This window comes from Bifidobacterium tibiigranuli (assembly GCF_009371885.1).
GTDB lineage: Bacteria > Actinomycetota > Actinomycetes > Actinomycetales > Bifidobacteriaceae > Bifidobacterium > Bifidobacterium tibiigranuli.
In genome coordinates this window covers 171,302-188,464 of the sequence record NZ_QLZA01000004.1, presented here as the reverse complement: position 1 = coordinate 188,464, position 17,163 = coordinate 171,302, and the positions used below count along the sequence as shown (strand labels likewise).

Sequence of the window (17,163 nt, the reverse complement as noted above, 5' to 3'; positions counted from 1 at the left end):
GGCGCGCGAAAAAGTGTGAGTCGATATCACTGCAATAGCCGCTCGATGCTGGGCATCAACGCGGCGATGGCCTTGCCGCGATGGGAGATGGCGTTCTTTTCGGCCGGCGTCATCTCGGCGCTGGTCAGCGGCTCGCCGTGCTCATTCGTGCGACCGGGCTGGTCATCGGGCACGAAAAGCGGATCGTAGCCAAAGCCCTGCTCGCCACGCGGCGTGCGGATGATGCGACCCGGCATATCGCCGGTCTGCACATATTGCGCGGCGATGGCGTACGCGGTTGGTGTTGTGTCTGCATTATCGGCAACGCCAGCAGCAGTCGTCGCAAGACCCTCCGGCACCGCGAGCGCGGCGGCACAACGGAAGCGCGCGGTGCGATGCGCGTCGGGGATGTCCGCGATCTGGGCCAGCAGCAGGGCGTTGTTCGCCCCGTCGTCGCCGTGGACGCCGGACCAGCGCGCCGAAAGAATGCCGGGTGCAGCGCCCAGCACATCGACTATCAGGCCGCTGTCGTCGGCGATGGCCGGCGAGCCGGTGCGGCTGGCGACATCACGCGCCTTGAGCAGGGCATTCTCCTCGAATGTCGTTCCGGTTTCCATCGGATCGGGCAAGCCCAGCGACCCTGCAGAGACCAGCTCCACCCCGTCTGCCAGCTCGCCCAGATCCTGCTGCAGGATGCGGCGAATCTCGACCAGCTTGCCTTCGTTATGCGTGGCGACGATGATTCTCATGCATGCTCCCTCGATGTATGAATGCGTGGATGTACGAATGTACGAATGCGCGAATGCGGGCGATCGATGACGCTCGCGGTCACCAGCGCGTCAGCCCTGTGCGAGGGCCTCGCTCTGGGCCTGCTGCAGTTCGCGGTTGCCCTTCTCGGCCAAGTCCAGCAGCGTGCCGAGCTCCTTGCGGTTAAAGGGGCGATGCTCGGCGGTGCCCTGAATCTCGATAAAATTGCCAGCGCCGGTCATAGCCACGTTCATGTCGGTCATGGCCTGGCTGTCCTCGACGTAAGGCAGATCCAGCATCGGGGTGCCGCTGATCACACCGACCGAAACCGCGGAAACGGCATCGGTGATGACCTTGTCCGCCGACTTGATGTGGTGCTGTTCCTCGGCCCAGCGCAGCGCGTCCACCAGCGCCACATACGCGCCGGTGACGGAGGCGGTGCGCGTGCCGCCATCAGCCTGCAGCACATCGCAGTCAAGCTGAATCTGATTCTCGCCCAGTGTCTTCATATCGATGATGCCACGCAGGCAGCGGCCCACGAGACGGCTGATTTCATGCGTGCGGCCGCCGATCTTGCCGCGTACCGACTCGCGGTCGGTGCGCTGGGAAGTGGCGCGGGGCAGCATCGCGTATTCGGCGGTGACCCAGCCGAGACCGGAATCGCGTCGCCAGCGCGGAACGCTGTCCGTGAATGTCGCCGTGCACATCACGCGCGTGTTGCCGCATTCGATCAGCACCGAGCCTTCCGGCGCATCGGTGAAGTGGCGGGTTATCTTCACCGGCCGCAGCTCGTCGATTGTGCGGCCATCGGCGCGAATCACGGTCGCGTCGCCCATCATATTCTTGATTTCAACCATGCTTTCAACCTATCACCACGCATGGCGCGGGCACCGTATCGCGCAAGCTGCCAACCGGCGCAATCGGCCCGGTCTGCCCGGCCTGTTCACCCCGCTCAGCCCAGCAGCGGCTTCTTCGGCAGGATGCGGTCGATAAGAAACAGCAGCAGCCCCAGCAGCATGAAACCGATGAGTATGAAGCCGATGTTCTTGCCCATCTGCGCCCATCCCAGCTGCGCGAGATCGATGAAACCGTACGGGTACGCGCTGCCGTCGGGCTGAGGGCCGGAGTGGGGCCAGAGCTGGGCGCGCACGAGCACGAAGGTGAGGTAGAAGGGGAAGTAGATGAGCCAGGTCAGCGGATAATGCCAGGCGAAACGCCGGTGCTCGTCGAACAGCAGAAAATCGATGGCCGCGATGATCGGCACCGCCTGATGCAGAATCGTGTTGGTCAGGATGCCGAAGACGTATTTCGATGTCGCCGGGTCAGGCGGTGGCAGCAGCGTCGCCGCCACGATGCCAGTGACGGCGATATAGAAGGTCAGGCAGCCTTTGAGCCAAGCGGGCGGCTGCTTGCCGTCGATCAGGCTTGCGGCACCCGCCCACAGCATAACGATGCCGAGCACGAAGCCGGTCTGATAGGTGAAGTAGACCCAGTAATTTGGTGTGTGCCAGGCCACGCTCGTGGCCGCAAAGCACAGGAACGCGCACGCCAAGCGCCAGAGCCCTGCAACGAATCTCATCGTGCTTCTCGATTTCATAGTGAACCACCCTATCGCCAGAATCTGACTGGGCGACTAGGATGAATCGGCAAAGGCCCGCTTTCCGGCGGCAATGCGTGTCAACGGCACAACGAAAGGGCGACGATGGCTGACTGCTCAACGGCACTGAATTCGGCGGCACTCGGTTCAGCTGCACAGGATTCAACCGCACTCAATTCAACGGCACTGGGTTCAACAGCACTGATGACGGATATGTACGAATACACCATGCTGGACGCGGCGCTTCGCGACGGCACGGCACGGCGCAAGTGCGTGTTCGAGGTGTTCACCAGGCATTTGCCCGAAGGCCGTCGTTACGGGGCCGTGGCCGGCACCGGGCGCATTCTGGACGCGCTTGAGCGCTTCCACTTGGGCGAAGAAGAGCTCCGATTCCTTGCCGACCGTGGCATTGTGGGCCGCAAAACCATCGATTGGCTTGAGCATTTCCAGTTCTCCGGGTCGATTACCGGCTACCGCGAAGGCGAGATGTTCTTCCCCAATTCCCCGATTCTGCAGGTGGAGGGGACCTTCGGCGAATGCACGCTGCTGGAGACGCTGGTTCTGTCGATTCTCAACTATGATTCGGCCGTCGCTTCGGCAGCCTCGCGCATGGTGACCTCGGCCAAAAACCGCCCGTGCATGGACATGGGCGGCCGCCGCGCCAACGAATCGGCCGCAGTCGCCGCCTCGCGTGCTGCCGTGATCGGCGGGTTCCAGGGCACCGCGAATCTGCTGGCCGCGCAACGCTACGGTCTCAAGGCGATCGGCACCGCCGCGCATTGCTTCACGCTCGTGCACGACTCCGAGCGCGACGCTTTCCAGGCGCAAATCGACGCGCTGGGCAAGAACACCACGCTGCTCGTCGACACCTACAATATCGAGGAAGCCGTGAAAACCGCCGTCGAGGTAGCTGGGCCTGAGCTGGGCGGCGTGCGCATCGACTCGGGCGATTTGGCATCGCTCGCGCAGCGCGTGCGCAACCAGCTCGATGCCCTCGGCGCGAAGAACACGAAGATCACCGTGACCAACGATCTGGACGAATACGCGCTGGCCTCGCTGCAGTCCGCCCCCGTGGACTCCTACGGCGTGGGCACGATGCTCGTCACCGGCTCCGGCGCGCCGACCTGCGCGATGGTCTACAAGCTGGCAGAGCGCGAGAACAGCGCGGGCGTGATGCAGCCGGTGGCCAAGAAATCCAAGGACAAGGCGAGCGTGCCCGGCCGCAAGCTGGCCTATCGCTCGTACGAATACAGCCTCGCCGACTGCGAGCATGTCATCTCCGGTTCGGAGGCCAGCCTCGCCGATTATCAGGTGCCGAGCGACTGGAAGGACTTGCTGGTGGACTACGTCGACCACGGCAGCATCGACGCCCAGTACCAAGGCCATGACGCGATCATGACCGCGCAGGCATACCGGGCGCAGGCCCTAGCCGAACTGCCAATCACCGCGCAGTCTCTGATGAAGGGAGACCCGGCAATCCCAACCGAGGTGACGGTGCTGTAAACCCGTAACCCTGTAAACCTATAAACCTATAAACCTATAAACCGCAGCGTTTCGCAGCCTCGTATTGGAAAACGTACACTGACAGGCACTCAGCGTACGTTTTCCAATATGGCCCACGTCTCACTTGCCGCCGGTCATCTCCTCGTAGATACGCTTGCAGTCGGGGCATACCGGGTACTGGGACGGGTCGTGCTTCGGCACCCAGATCTTGCCGCACAGCGCCACCACAGGGCGGCCGGTGATGCGCGACTGCATGATGCGGTCCTTGGAGACGTAATGGGCGAAGCGGTCGGCGTCGCCGTCGTCCGACCTGCTCGTCTGCTCCTCGGTCTGCGGGCGTTCCAGCACCGCAGTGCCAGTGCCGGAATCGGGGTTCGAAAGCGGCGAGACCGGATCGGCGTCATCGAACGCGCGCACGCCCACGGCCGCGCTGGCGTCAGGCTCGTCATTCATTATCTCAGCCATATATCCGTGCCTTTCCTTAGCCATTCATTAGCCATCGTCGTGTGTCGGTCATTGCTCTGGCCTGTGCACCGTTATGGCGCAAGTCCTTGGGTTTCGCGCCACCACCGCGCCCTGCGATGCCGTGATTCTGTTTGCCTTCCATCATAGAAGACACGGTGTTCATCACAACACCCTCTTGTTAATAAACACTATAGTTAATAAACACTGTATTGAGTAAGAGCACTGTGTTCATACACAGCTTCATGCACAACTCACTTCCATGAAACACCCGCATGCCATCATGGCGCTTATGGAAAACGCCCTGCCGAATGCAGTACAGCGCCGGACACAGCGCCGGACACGCCCACTTGGCGGCTCGCAGCGTTACCCTAGAACCATGACTATCGCAGTGTGCCCCGGCTCATATGACCCCGTGACCGCCGGACATCTCGACGTGATCGAGCGCAGCGCGCGCTTCTTCGACGAAGTGCATGTCGTGGTAGCCGTCAACGCCGCGAAAACGCCGATGTTTACGGACGCCACGAGGGTCGATTCCATCCGCCGCGCCTTGGACGAGGACGGCTACTCACAGGTCAAGGTGGCCTCCACCTCAGGGCTGATCACCGATTACTGCCAGCAGGTCGGCGCAAGCGTGATCGTCAAGGGGCTGCGGCAGAACGGCGACTACGAGGCCGAACTGGGCATGGCGCTGGTGAACCGCAAGCTCGCGCATATCGAGACGCTGTTCCTGCCGGCCGACCCGGTGCTTGAGCACATTTCCAGTTCGATCGTCAAAGATGTGGCGCGCCACGGTGGGGATGTGACCGGCATGGTGCCCGATTGCGTCGTGCCGCTGCTTGCTGACGCGCTCAAAGAAGAAGGGAGCCGATAATGGCCGGTACGAATGCCATGAACGACGGTGATTACCCGGGCGAACCGGCCGACGACACTGCGGATTCGATGCGCTCCAATCTGGGCAACCAGCCCATTCGCAGCGAATCGCCGAATGCAGGCGGCGCTGCGGATTCGGATTCGCCCAATCAGGGTCAGGTCCGCAACCTTTTCCCCATGTCATCGCTGCCCGATCTGCGCGAGGACTCTGGCGCAGACGCACCAGATTCGGCTCAGAGCCGAAGTCGGGCCGAATTCACCACGGTCTACGACATCCTCGACCATCTTGAGGAGACGCTGCACGAAGCCAAGGGCAGCCTCTTCTCGCCCGGCACGGTGAAAGTCGATCGCATCGAATTCGAAGAGCGCATCGACGAGCTGAAGGACAAGCTCCCCGTGCAGCTCGAGCGCGCGTCCTCCCTGATGCGCGAATCGGAGCGGCGCTTGGAGAATGCACAGAGCCAGTCGAACGCGATCATCGCCTCGGCGCAGAGCCGGGCCGCGCAGATGGTGCAGGAGGCGCAGGATCAGGCGCAGTTCCTCGCAGGGCAGGAGAACGTCACCGAGCTTGCCCGCCAGAAGGCGCGTGCTATCCTCGATCAGGCGCAAGCCAAGGCCGAACAGCTCACGCAGGGCGCGAACCAGTACTGCGCCACGGTGATGAGCGGCTTGCAGGAGCAGCTGGGCAAGCTCGGCCACGATGTGCAGGCCGGCCTCGACGTGCTGAACGAGCGCCAGCAGGCCGCCGCCGAGCAGCTGCCGCATCTCGATCGCAACGACTATCCGGAAGGCTGATTGCAACACATGATACGTCCTGAAGATTCCGCATGGGCCATACCCGTGGCCCAGGTTTCCTCGCGCCCGGGGCAGCGCCAGGAAGTCGACGCCGCGTACCCGGCCCCCGATGGCATCGGCGACCAGATCGTGGGCGTGCAAGAGGGCAGCGACATTCGCGTGGATGGCGCCTTCGATTCGATTGTGGACGGACTCGTGCTTCAGGCACATGTCGTCGCCCCGCTGCATGCGGAGTGCACGCGCTGCCTCACGCCCATCAATCGCGATTGGGGGCTGGACACGACCGTCTTCTTCCCTTATGCGCCGCAGCCTACGGGTGCCATGCACCACAATGCGCGCGCTGCCGAAGACAGGGCCAATAGCGAGGTGGAGATCATCGCCGGCGAGGACGAGTCCGAGGACACCTACCCGCTGAGCGCCGATGGCGCATACGCCGATATCGAAGCGCTGCTGCGCGACACGCTGGTCGAGAATCTGCCCCTGCAATTGCTGTGCAAGCCGAACTGCCGCGGTCTATGCCCGCAATGCGGTATCAATCTCAACGAGCACCCCGATCACCGCCACGACGTCACCGATATACGCTTCGCCTCCTTGGCCGGTCTCAAGGCCCAGCTGGAGCAGGAGCAGCAGTAGGAGGCAGCAATGAACAACGCGACACAAGGGCCTTGGACGCCGGCACGGAGTTCATGGGTCAAAGAGCATGCGACTGGCCTGATATGCCAAGGCATTATGATCGCCAGCTACATTATCTTGATGGCGCGCGGGTTTGCCGTTGCACCGGCTCTCGAAATCATCGCTTACCTGTATGTTGCATGGCCCATACTGCTGCTCATCCTGAGCGCTGTCGCAACGGCTGGCAGCAATACGACATGGCGTTTCCCTGTGTTCAACATCGTGCTTGCGGCAGTCGTTATCACGATGGTCGACACCGGCACATGGCTCGGGATGGAAATGCACTGGCCGCCTAATTGGCAGTTGTATCTCGTAGTGCTTCCGATTTATGCGGTCGCGGCTTTTATCGGATACACAATCGGCAAAGCATACAGGCAATTCGTTGGTAATTCTCGCGCGCACGAGCAGCACACGGCTGAGGTGTGATGCTTCCAAAGCAACGCACGATTGGCTCATCGAGGCTGGTACGACTGCCGCAATAGACAATGTACGGCGGTCGCGTTACGATATTGGACGCTTAAGCTCAATTGTTCGAACGAAACAGAGGAATTACCATGGCATTGCCTAAGTACAAGACTTCGCGCGCCAACACGCATTCGCGTCGCGCCAACTGGAAGGCGTCTGCTGCGCCGACCATCACCTGCCCGAACTGCGGCGCTCCGTCGCTGTCACACATGGCCTGCCCGAGCTGTGGCTCGTTCCGCGGCCGTGTCTACCGCGAGGCCATCCAGTCCGGCCACACCAAGTGAGCGTAGTCACATCCGGGCGATACGTCCGGCTATGAAAGCTATGAAACCCTGCCATCGACGGGTGGCGGGGTTTTTGCGTACTGTGAGGAACATCCGTGAAGGAAGAATCCACGATGCATACCGCGACAACACCCGCGAACAATCATCAAGCTGCTGAATCGTCGTCGCCCAGCAGCGCACCGGCGTCGGCGGGCACCGCCCCGGCGGCCAGCTCATCCAGCAGCGCACCGACCGACGAACTGCTCGCCGTGCTGGGCACCACCATCGAGCCGGAGCTGCTGGTCCAGGCGCTTACGCATCGCTCGTTCTCGCATGAGCACGCTGGTGCCGCGAACTATGAGCGCCTTGAGTTCCTCGGCGACGCGGTGCTCGAACTCGTTTCGACCGAAACGCTCTACCGCTTGCACCCGGATATGAACGAGGGCCAACTGGCGAAAATGCGGGCGAAAGCGGTCTCCGAGGAGGCGCTTTCCCAAATCGCACGGGAGAAGATGCATGTCGGGCCGTATATTCTGCTGGGCAACGGCGAGGCCGAAAGCGGCGGCGCGGATAAAAGCTCGATTCTGTGCGACATCGTGGAATCGCTTATCGGCGCGACCTTCGTGCAGCACGGCATCGACGAGGCGCGCGCTGTGGTGCACCGGCTGATTGACGACACGCTCGAAGAGGTCTCCCACGAGGGGCCGGCCCTTGATTGGAAGACTTCACTGACGGTCAAAGCCCATCAGCTGGGTCTTGAGGATCCGCAATACCGCATGGCGGTGTCGGGCCCCGAATACGCGCAGACCTTCACGGCCCGCGCCGTGCTGCCCGATAATGACGAAGTGCTGGGCACCGGCTCCGGTACCAGCAAGCGCAAGGCGCAGCTCGCGGCAGCGCAGGAAGCCTGGAAGGCTTTGGACGCCAGAAGCTCCGGACACGCGAAGCACTAATCCGGCTCACCTCGTGAGAGCCCCCGCTACCCTCGCGATAACCCGCTGCCTAACCCTGCGAAACCGACACAACCCGTGCAAATCCGCCACAATGTGGGCGCTCGGGCGTTTCTGCTGTCGCTTGCTATTACCATGATGGCAACTGTGCCCTGTCGTTCGCGCCGCCACAAGCGGACACGCGTCAGGCGCGCGCATTCATCCGCCACGCCACGACCATGCAATGCGTCTGACGCTGGCGACCTCCAGCAAACCGAGAACAAGTAAGAGGAATTATGGTGTCACCAACGCCTCTCCAGGCATTCAGCGGCGTCCCCCGGCCTTCCGCGCCGGAACACCGGCAGGCGATAGTCGACGGCGAGAAGATGACCGGCGCTCAGGCGCTGGTTCGATCCCTGGAAGATCTGGGGGTGAAAGACGTATTCGGCATTCCCGGCGGCGCTATTCTGCCGGTCTACGATGCAATCAACGACAATACCTCATTCCGTTTCGTCCTGACGCGCCATGAGCAGGCAGCCGGGCATGCCGCCGAAGGCTATGCCATCACGACCGGACGGGTCGGCGTATGCATCGTCACCTCCGGCCCCGGCGCCACCAACGTCGTCACGGCCATCGCCGACGCGAATATGGACTCGGTGCCGCTGCTGGTCATCACCGGCCAGGTCGGCGTGAGCGCCATCGGCACGGACGCCTTCCAAGAGGCCGATATCGTCGGCATCACCTACCCGGTGGCCAAGCACTCCTTCCTCGTGACCCGCGCGCAGGACATTCCGCGCGTCCTCACCGAGGCGCATTACATCGCCAACTCAGGCAGGCCCGGGCCGGTCGTCGTGGACGTGACCAAAACGGCGCAGAAGGAGCTGATGTACTACTCCTGGCCACAGCGCATGATTCTGCCCGGCTATAATCCGGTTACCAAGGCCCACGGCCATGTGCTCAGCGAGGCCGCCAAGCTCTTCGAACAGTCCTACCGGCCGGTGCTCTACGTGGGCGGCGGCGCGGTGCGCTCCGACGCCGGAGCGCAGGTCAAGACGCTGGCCGAGCTGGTCAATGCTCCTATCGTCACGACGCTGCCCGCGCGCGGACTCGTTTCCGACCGCGATGCGAAGGTGCTCGGCATGCCCGGCATGCACGGCACCATCGCCGCGACCGGAGCCATTCAGCGCTCCGATCTGCTGGTCGCCATCGGCGCGCGCTTCGACGACCGCGTGACCGGCGACCTCAACGCCTTCGCGCCGACGGCACGCGTGATTCATATCGATATCGACCCGGCGGAAATCGGCAAGAACCGGCAGGCCGACGTGCCGATCGTCGGCGACGTAGCCACCGTGCTCGACGATCTGATCGTGGAGATCAGGCGCACGCAGTCCATTCAGGGCAGGCCGGAGCATGCGGCCTGGTGGCAGCAGATCGATGCATGGCGCAAGGACTATCCCAACGCCTACGCCGAGTCCGACGACGGCTCGCTGGCCCCGCAGTGGGTTGTCGAGCAGCTTTCGGATATGGCCAATCCGCTGACAATCTGGGTTTCGGGCGTAGGCCAGCACCAGATGTGGGCCTCGCAGTTCATCGACTTCCAGACCCCCCATTCTTGGATTTCCTCGGGCGGGCTGGGCACGATGGGCTACGGCCTGCCTGCGGCGCTCGGCGCATGCGTCGGCTCGGAGCGCGATTTCAAGGGTGCCAAGCCGGTCTGGCTTATCGACGGCGACGGCAGCTTCCAGATGAATCCGCAGGAGCTGGCCACCGCGTTCCAAGAGCATATGCCGATAAAAGTCGCGATACTCAACAATTCCACGCTCGGCATGGTGCGCCAGTGGCAGACGCTGTTCTACAAGCAGCACTATTCGCAGACCGATCTCTTCGACGGCGATGACGTGCCCGAGGAGAGCGACATCCCCGACTTCGTCAAGCTCGCCGATGCCTACAGATGCGTGGGGATGCGCGTGCGCACCAAGGACGAGGCGATTGCCGCGATCGAGAAGGCCAATGCCATCAACGACCGCCCGGTGCTCATCGATTTCCGCGTGTGGAAGGATGCGATGGTCTGGCCGATGATCGCCGCCGGCACCTCAAATGACGAGGTGGTCTACAAGCCGGGTGTCACGCCGCTGAAGGCTGGTGGCGCAGCACCTTCCACCGCAGTGTCTTCCACCACAGCATCTTCCACCGCGCAGCAGAGTACGAACGACTAGGGCTAGTCAAGGAGACAAGGAGCTTCATCATGGCCAATTATCCTGCTTCACAGCCCGGTTCCAAACGCCACACCCTTTCGGTGCTGGTGGAGAACCGCCCGGGCGTGCTCGCCCGCATCGCCGGCCTGTTCGCACGCCGCGCGTTCAACATCAACTCGCTGTCGGTCTCCCCTACCGAGCGCCCGGACATCTCCCGAGTCACGGTCACCGCCGACGTGGAGGATGTGCCGCTTGAGCAGATCATCAAGCAGCTCAACAAGCTGCTCCACGTGCTCAAAATCGTTGATCTCGATTCGGATACCACCGTCGAGCGCGAACTCGTGCTTATCAAGGTCGCCGCCGACGAATCGAGCCGCTCCGACGTTTTGGAGATCGTGCGGCTCTTCCGCGTGCGCGTGGTCGATGTGCACACCGAATCGCTCACCATCGAGGCGACCGGCACCGAAGGCAAGATCGACGCGCTGCTTGGGCTGCTGGGCCAGTACGGCGTCATCGAACTCGTCCGCTCCGGCGCAGTCGCAGTGACCCGCGGCCCCCACGCCCTGAGCGAGAAGGTCATCGGCTCGGAGATCACTGGGCGCTGACCGATCCGCATAACGATGAAGAGGGAATGCACACGTAGTGCATTCCCTTTTCATATTCTTGGTAATATCAGCCTTGGCAATATCCTTCCGATGGAATTACCTCAATCCGGTCAGCAGAGACTGCCTCATTTCATGCTTGCATGATGACAGCACTGCATGCTTGCACAATGACAGCATTGCATGCTAGCATTATGCCAGCAACAAGAAGGTGCATTATGGCAACACTGACTCTGAGAAAAGTACCCGATGAATGCGTAGCCGTGCTCAAGCAGGCGGCCCAAGACAACAATCGATCCATGGAATCTGAAGTGCGATCAGTTTTGGAAGAATACACGGCCCAGTACATCACGCATCATGTCGTATCGAATGCCGATCTCGTTCAAGAGATGTGGTGCCTGCTTGATGGCGATGGCCTTGACGAGGACGAAGAATTAGTTCCTCCTCGTAACACATACGACGTCGAGCCTCGCCCCATCGATTTCGGAGACGATGATGATCGTCCTTGATACTAACGTAGTGAGCGAAATCCTCAAAGAAGGCAAAGGCAATTCACATGTCATCGACTGGTTCATCACGCTGCCACCCCAAAATTGTCATACCACCGCAATCAATGCAGCAGAACTACTGTACGGACTCGCCCTTCAACCCGCCGGACGAAAACGAAACGCGCTGTCTGACGCCATACAGTCTTTTCTTCGAGTTTACGAACAACGAATCCTGCCGTTCAGTCGAGAAGTCGCGCCACATTATGCGGCCATCGTCGCTGAACGGCGGCAGGTCGGCCGACCCATCGGCGCACAGGACGCGATGATTGCCGCTATCGCTCGCGCTCATGGCGCAGCTGTTGCCACACGCAATGTCAAGGACTTCGAAGGCACCGGCGTGGCATTGATCAATCCTTGGGAATGTGAATAGCTGAATGCATGTGGGCCCGACTCACCCGGGCGTATCAACAGCTGAGCCTTGGGCACAGCAGCCCTATTTCAACCGCACCAGAGTAAAGGCCCCGGCAAAACCTGCCGAGACCTTCTGAACGTTGCGGTTTCTCCCACTACTCGACCTGTTCGGAGAGCTCCATCCATTCGTCCTCAAGGGACTGGGATTCGTCCTGCACGCTGTTCAATTCCTGATTGAGCGCGTTGAGCCCTTGGAAATCGCTGGGATCATGCGCGGCCATGCGGCTTTCGATGTCGGCTTTGCCCTCTTCGAGCTTGGCCAGCCGCCGTTCGATGGCCGAGATGCGTTTGGTCGCATCGTGGAAGGCCTTGCCGGTGAGCTTGTCATCGTTCGACGCATCGCCGGAAGCTGCGTTTGCACCATTGCCGATGCCAGCCGCGCTGGAACCGGCGGAATGCGATTGCTCTGAAGCCTTCGCAGCGGCCGCGTCGCCGCCTGACTGCGCCGCCTCGATCATCGCAAGATAATCGTCCACGCCGCCGGGCAGATGGCGCACCTTGCCGCCGATAAGCGCGTACTGCTGGTCAGTGACGCGCTCGAGCAGGTACCGGTCGTGCGAGACGACGATAAGCGTGCCGGGCCAGGTGTCGAGCAGATCCTCCATCACGGCGAGCATGTCGGTGTCCAGATCGTTGCCTGGCTCGTCCATGATGAGCACATTCGGCTCGTCAAGCAGAATCAGCAGCAATTGCATGCGTCGCTTCTGGCCGCCCGACAGGTCGCCGATGGGCGTCATGAGCTGCGCCGATTCGAAGCCGAGCCGCTCCATGAGCTGCGCCGGCGTGACTTCCTTGCCGTCGACGATGTAGCTGGGCTTGTAGCGGCTGAGCACCTCTTTGACCTTGTAGGCGTTGAGCTTCTCCAACTCGTCCAGACGCTGCGAGAGCACCGCGAACTTCACGGTTTTACCGATATTCACCCGTCCGGCGGTCGGAGTCAGCGTGCCGTCGATGATGCTCAGCAGCGTCGATTTGCCCGCGCCGTTCGCCCCCACGATGCCGAAGCGGTCGCCCGGGCCGATCAGCCAGGTCACGTCGTCAAGAATCATGCGGCCGCTGACACGCACGCGGCGCGCGGCCGCAGTCACATCCGAGTCGGCGTGGTCATCGACAGCGGCAGGCGCGACTCCGGCATCCGCAACGGAATCGGCGGTGTTGCCATTGACAGCAGCATCAGTGTGCACAACAACCCCGGCATCGGCCAGACGCGGGTCGTCGGCATCGTCAACATCCAGATCGTGGGAACCGTTGAGCACCGGCTCGGAGTACAGGGCTGGCACGATATCCATCTGCGCGGGCGACGCGCCTGACAGCGCGGCCGACGCCACGTCCGACGCCTGAGTATCGCCGTCTCCACCCGCCACAGCCGCACTCCCCTGCGCACGATCCTGGAAAATCTGCGTCACATCAATGAGGTCCACCACCTGCTTGCCCAGCCGTGAGGTGGCCATCTGCCTGAGCTGCAGGGTGTTGCGCAGCGGCGGCACGTCGGCGATCAGCGCATTCGCCTGCTTGACATGGAACTTCTGCTTCGTGGCTCGGGCGCGAGCGCCGCGCGAAAGCCATGCAAGCTCCTTGCGCGCCAGATTGCGCCGATGCTCCTCGCGCACCCCGGTCTGCCGGTCGCGCTCGACGCGCTGCAGCATGTAGGCGCTGTACCCGCCTTCAAACGGGTCGATGGCGCCGTCGTGCACCTCCCACATGGATTCGCACACCTCATCGAGGAACCAGCGGTCATGCGTCACCAGCAGCAGCGCGCCCTGACCCGCAGACCAGCGCTGGCGCAGATGCTCGGCAAGCCAGTGAATCGTCACGATATCCAAATGGTTCGTCGGCTCGTCAAGCGCCAGAATATCCCAGTCGCGCAGCAGCAGCTGGGCCAGGTCGGCGCGGCGGCGCTGACCACCCGACAGCGTGCCGATTGTCGCTTCGAGGCTCAGGCCCCCTAACAGCGCCTCGACTATCTCTCGCGAGCGCGAGTCCGCAGCCCACTCATAGTCTTCGCGGCCCTCAAGCGCGGCCTGCCGCAGCGTGGCATTGTCGTCCAACGGGTCGCGCTGGTCAAGCATGCCGAAGGTCAGTCCGTTGCGTCTGGTGACGCGCCCGGAGTCTGGCTCCTGATTGCCGTCCAGCAGGTGCAGCAGCGTGGATTTGCCGTCGCCGTTGCGGCCGACGATGCCGATGCGGTCCCCTTCGAACACGCCCTGTGTCACGTCGGTGAATACGGTTTTGGTGGCGAAGCTGAGCGAAACATGCTCTAATCCCAAGTCATACGTAGGCATAAGGATTCAAATTATACCGCCAGCCCTAGGCACCGCTCACGCGAGACGCCGTCGAAGCCCGCGATGCTATGTTGCACGCCCATGTGTCGCAATGTCTGTGCCATGCGTCTGCTGCGTATGTCTGTGCTGCGTATGTCTGTGCTGCGTAATGTCTGTGCTGCGTAATGCCTGTGTCGCGTAATGCCTGTGTCGCACCTGTGCACACGCCTACGGCATACGGACGTTATGCCGTGCGCCTACGCCGTCAGCGTGCGGGCGTAGGTGCTGCAGCGGGCGGCGAAGCTGGAGAACACCTGCTCGGCGAGCGGCTGCAGCTGGGCATTGTATTCATCGAAATCGTCACGCATCTTTGCGATATTCGCCTTTTTCAGACCCTTCGTCATCGCGGGTTCGCTCAGCCATTCATCCAGCAGCGGCCGGCTGACTTCGAGATGGAACTGCAATCCTAGCGCCGAGCCGAATCGGAAGGCCTGATTGGACGTGCCCGGCGACTTTGCCAGCAGCTGACCCCCTTCCGGCACGGCCACCACGTCCTGATGCCAGTGCAGCACGTTGAGCTGCTTGCTCCACATCGAGAAGTAGTCGTGCCTGGCGACGCTTTTGATAGGCGCGAATCCGATCTCCGGGCTGTCGTTCGTACTGAGCTTCGCGCCGAGCGCAGTGGCGATGATCTGATGGCCCAGACATATGCCGAGCACCGGCTTGCCTACGCTGATTGCCGCCCGCACCAGCTTCGCCTCGTTTTTCAGCCCCGGGTACTGGTCGAAATCGGTGGCGCCCATAGGCCCGCCCATTATCACCAGACCCGCGAGATCTTCGAAATCAGGCAGTTTCGCCTTCTTGCTCTTGGCGATGTTCACGGTCGTTACGGGCAGACTCAGATCTTCGAGATTGTCGAGTATCCGACCTGGTTTCTCCCACGGGACATGCTGCACGATAAGCACTTTCGGTGAAGTCATACCCTCTATTGTGGCATTGCCCATGTAAAGGGCGCGCGCACGGCGTTCTTATCAACTGTGCTGCCAACATTCTTGCCGGTGTTCTTGTCGCGGAACGCTAATACCCTCGAAGTCATGACAGATGCCGAGAAACCGCTCGATTCCAACAGTTTGCAAGCCCATGTGGCCACCGAACTGCGGCTGTACGACACCGCTTCGCACGCGGTGTCGCGCTTCGTGCCCATCGTGGCAGGCAAGGTCGGCATCTACGTGTGCGGGGCGACGGTGCAGAGCTCGCCGCATATCGGCCACATCCGCGCGGCGGTCGCCTTCGACACCGTGCGTCGCTGGCTGCTGCGGCTGGGGTACGACGTCACATTCGTACGCAATGTGACCGATATCGATGACAAGATTCTCGATAAGGCCGCCGCCGCTGGTCAGCAGTGGTGGGAGCGGGCGTATTTCTACGAGCGCGAGTTCACGCAGGCCTATGATGCGCTTGGCGTGCTGCCGCCGACCTATGAGCCGCGTGCCACCGGGCATGTCAGCGACATGGTCGAGCTGATCGGGCGCATCATCGATAACGGGCATGGCTACGTCGTGCGCGACGAACAGGGCGAGCCGACCGGCAATGTGTACTTCGATGTGGCGAGCTGGCCGCAGTATGGCGAGCTGACACATCAGAAGCAGTCAGGTGGCGCGAATTCGGTTGCGGGGGCGCCCGACGAAGCCGCTGCGGTCGCCGACCGCATGGGACCGAGCGTGGACGCGGCTGGTGACGACAAATACAATCCCGTCGACCTGGCCGACGCCTCCCCCGACAAGCATGACGTGCGTGATTTCGCGCTGTGGAAGGCCCCGAAGCCCAGCGACCCGCAGACCGCACGCTGGTCGACGCCGTTCGGCACGGGCCGCCCTGGCTGGCATATCGAATGCTCCGCGATGAGCCATCGATATCTTGGGCGTATGTTCGACATCCACGGCGGCGGGCTGGACCTGCGCTTCCCCCATCACGAGAACGAAATGGCGCAGACCAAGGCCGCTGGCTGGAATTCAGCGGCCCGTTGGATGCATTCGGCGTGGGTGACCGCCAAGGGCGAGAAGATGTCGAAGTCCCTGGGCAACGGTCTGTCGGTGCCGGCCGTGCTGGCGCAGGACTCGCCGTGGGTTGTGCGCTATGCGCTGGGTTCCGTGCAGTACCGCTCGATGCTCGAATGGTCGGATCAGACGCTTGCCGAGGCGCGTTCGGCTTTCGAGCGCATCAGCAACTTCATCGAACGGGCCGGTGCTGCTCTGGCCGGTACTGCTCTGGCTGACGGCATTCTGGCGACTGATGCTCTGGCCAGCAATGGGCAGCCCTCGCTCGAGGAAGTCACGGCCGTTTCGGCCGACGACCTGCCTGCCGATTTCGTCACTGCCATGAACGACGACATCAACGTTTCGGGCGCAGTCGCCGCGATCTTCACTACAATCCGCAGCGGCAACACGCTGCTGGCGGCGCTGGCTGCAGGCCCTGCGAAGGGCTCTACGACAGGTTCTACGACAGCCGAGACTGAAAACCTGCGCGCCGCACTGCTTTCGGTGCGTGCGATGCTCGACACGCTCGGCCTCGACCCGCTGGCCGAACCGTGGGCTGGCGATGCCGGCAACGGTTCTGCCGCCGCCGGTGCCGGCGTGTCCGAGCACAAGGCCTTGGACACGCTCATCACCGAACAGCTCGACGCCCGCGCCCAGGCCCGCAAGGCCAAGGATTTCGCCAAGGCCGATGCGATACGCGACGCCCTGAACGCCGCCGGCATCACCATCGAAGACGGCCCCCAGGGCTCCACATGGAGTCTGGCATAGCGGCGCATCGTCGCTGCCGTACTAACAGTGCTAACTGCGCTAACCAGTCAGCGTACG

At 62.2% G+C, this 17,163-nt stretch carries 18 protein-coding genes; 12 read left to right on the top strand and 6 right to left on the bottom strand.

Translation table 11 applies throughout. The annotated features are described in order from the left end of the window. Positions 1 to 26: 26 nt before the first annotated feature. The 3 genes from DDF78_RS04920 to DDF78_RS04910 all read right to left on the bottom strand — a co-directional run bounded on the left by DDF78_RS04920 (position 27) and on the right by DDF78_RS04910 (position 2,305). A complete protein-coding gene (locus DDF78_RS04920) occupies positions 27 to 728 on the bottom strand; it encodes a non-canonical purine NTP pyrophosphatase (protein WP_152580623.1) in 702 nt (233 codons plus the stop codon). A gap of 90 nt (positions 729 to 818) precedes the next feature. Then, complete coding sequence (gene rph, locus DDF78_RS04915; protein ID WP_152580622.1) at positions 819 to 1,583, bottom strand: ribonuclease PH; 765 nt, start codon at positions 1,581 to 1,583, stop codon at positions 819 to 821. Between the two features lie 95 nt (positions 1,584 to 1,678). Then, complete coding sequence (locus tag DDF78_RS04910; RefSeq protein WP_152580666.1) at positions 1,679 to 2,305, bottom strand: Pr6Pr family membrane protein; 627 nt, start codon at positions 2,303 to 2,305, stop codon at positions 1,679 to 1,681. 123 nt (positions 2,306 to 2,428) lie between these two features. On the opposite strand from DDF78_RS04910, the gene DDF78_RS04905 reads away from it, so the two are divergent. After that, positions 2,429 to 3,826, top strand: coding sequence for a nicotinate phosphoribosyltransferase (locus DDF78_RS04905; RefSeq protein WP_152580621.1), 1,398 nt, complete (start codon positions 2,429 to 2,431; stop codon positions 3,824 to 3,826). Between the two features lie 120 nt (positions 3,827 to 3,946). Here the strand turns inward: DDF78_RS04905 and DDF78_RS04900 are convergent, their stop codons facing one another. Continuing rightward, positions 3,947 to 4,279 (bottom strand): DUF3039 domain-containing protein, encoded by a 333-nt coding sequence (locus DDF78_RS04900; RefSeq protein ID WP_162000705.1) that lies wholly within the window; start codon positions 4,277 to 4,279, stop codon positions 3,947 to 3,949. Between the two features lie 388 nt (positions 4,280 to 4,667). Here DDF78_RS04900 and coaD point away from each other — a divergent pair, with 388 nt between their 5' ends. The 10 genes from coaD to DDF78_RS04850 all read left to right on the top strand — a co-directional run bounded on the left by coaD (position 4,668) and on the right by DDF78_RS04850 (position 12,000). Further along, the gene (gene coaD / locus DDF78_RS04895; RefSeq protein ID WP_152580619.1) at positions 4,668 to 5,162 is read left to right on the top strand and encodes a pantetheine-phosphate adenylyltransferase; all 495 of its coding nucleotides are present in this window, start codon (positions 4,668 to 4,670) and stop codon (positions 5,160 to 5,162) included. A gap of 68 nt (positions 5,163 to 5,230) precedes the next feature. Beyond that, positions 5,231 to 5,956 (top strand): cell division protein, encoded by a 726-nt coding sequence (locus tag DDF78_RS04890; RefSeq protein WP_415481944.1) that lies wholly within the window; start codon positions 5,231 to 5,233, stop codon positions 5,954 to 5,956. A 9-nt stretch (positions 5,957 to 5,965) separates the two neighbouring features. Beyond that, positions 5,966 to 6,589, top strand: coding sequence for a YceD family protein (locus DDF78_RS04885; RefSeq protein ID WP_152580618.1), 624 nt, complete (start codon positions 5,966 to 5,968; stop codon positions 6,587 to 6,589). A gap of 9 nt (positions 6,590 to 6,598) precedes the next feature. Further along, positions 6,599 to 7,054, top strand: a complete 456-nt coding sequence (locus DDF78_RS04880; protein WP_152580617.1) for a hypothetical protein — start codon at positions 6,599 to 6,601, stop codon at positions 7,052 to 7,054. Between the two features lie 128 nt (positions 7,055 to 7,182). Beyond that, positions 7,183 to 7,377 (top strand): 50S ribosomal protein L32, encoded by a 195-nt coding sequence (rpmF, locus tag DDF78_RS04875; RefSeq protein WP_152580616.1) that lies wholly within the window; start codon positions 7,183 to 7,185, stop codon positions 7,375 to 7,377. A 95-nt stretch (positions 7,378 to 7,472) separates the two neighbouring features. Next, entirely contained in the window at positions 7,473 to 8,309 is an 837-nt protein-coding gene (gene rnc, locus DDF78_RS04870; RefSeq protein WP_237564550.1) for a ribonuclease III, read from the top strand. A gap of 272 nt (positions 8,310 to 8,581) precedes the next feature. Beyond that, complete coding sequence (locus tag DDF78_RS04865) at positions 8,582 to 10,501, top strand: acetolactate synthase large subunit (protein WP_152580615.1); 1,920 nt, start codon at positions 8,582 to 8,584, stop codon at positions 10,499 to 10,501. A 29-nt stretch (positions 10,502 to 10,530) separates the two neighbouring features. Further along, entirely contained in the window at positions 10,531 to 11,085 is a 555-nt protein-coding gene (ilvN, locus tag DDF78_RS04860; protein WP_152580614.1) for an acetolactate synthase small subunit, read from the top strand. A 215-nt stretch (positions 11,086 to 11,300) separates the two neighbouring features. Then, entirely contained in the window at positions 11,301 to 11,591 is a 291-nt protein-coding gene (locus DDF78_RS04855; RefSeq protein WP_237564549.1) for a FitA-like ribbon-helix-helix domain-containing protein, read from the top strand. Between the two features lie 10 nt (positions 11,592 to 11,601). Further along, on the top strand, positions 11,602 to 12,000 hold the full coding sequence (locus DDF78_RS04850) for a type II toxin-antitoxin system VapC family toxin (RefSeq protein ID WP_237564548.1): 399 nt from the start codon (positions 11,602 to 11,604) through the stop codon (positions 11,998 to 12,000). A 136-nt stretch (positions 12,001 to 12,136) separates the two neighbouring features. On the opposite strand, the gene DDF78_RS04845 is transcribed toward DDF78_RS04850, so the two are convergent. Both DDF78_RS04845 and DDF78_RS04840 read right to left on the bottom strand, forming a co-directional pair. Beyond that, positions 12,137 to 14,323: an ABC-F family ATP-binding cassette domain-containing protein gene (locus DDF78_RS04845; RefSeq protein ID WP_152580613.1), complete on the bottom strand. Its 2,187-nt coding sequence runs from the start codon at positions 14,321 to 14,323 to the stop codon at positions 12,137 to 12,139. Between the two features lie 236 nt (positions 14,324 to 14,559). Continuing rightward, the gene (locus tag DDF78_RS04840; protein ID WP_152580612.1) at positions 14,560 to 15,282 is read right to left on the bottom strand and encodes a type 1 glutamine amidotransferase; all 723 of its coding nucleotides are present in this window, start codon (positions 15,280 to 15,282) and stop codon (positions 14,560 to 14,562) included. A 114-nt stretch (positions 15,283 to 15,396) separates the two neighbouring features. Here DDF78_RS04840 and cysS point away from each other — a divergent pair, with 114 nt between their 5' ends. Continuing rightward, positions 15,397 to 17,106, top strand: coding sequence for a cysteine--tRNA ligase (gene cysS / locus DDF78_RS04835; protein WP_152580611.1), 1,710 nt, complete (start codon positions 15,397 to 15,399; stop codon positions 17,104 to 17,106). Positions 17,107 to 17,163: the final 57 nt, after the last annotated feature.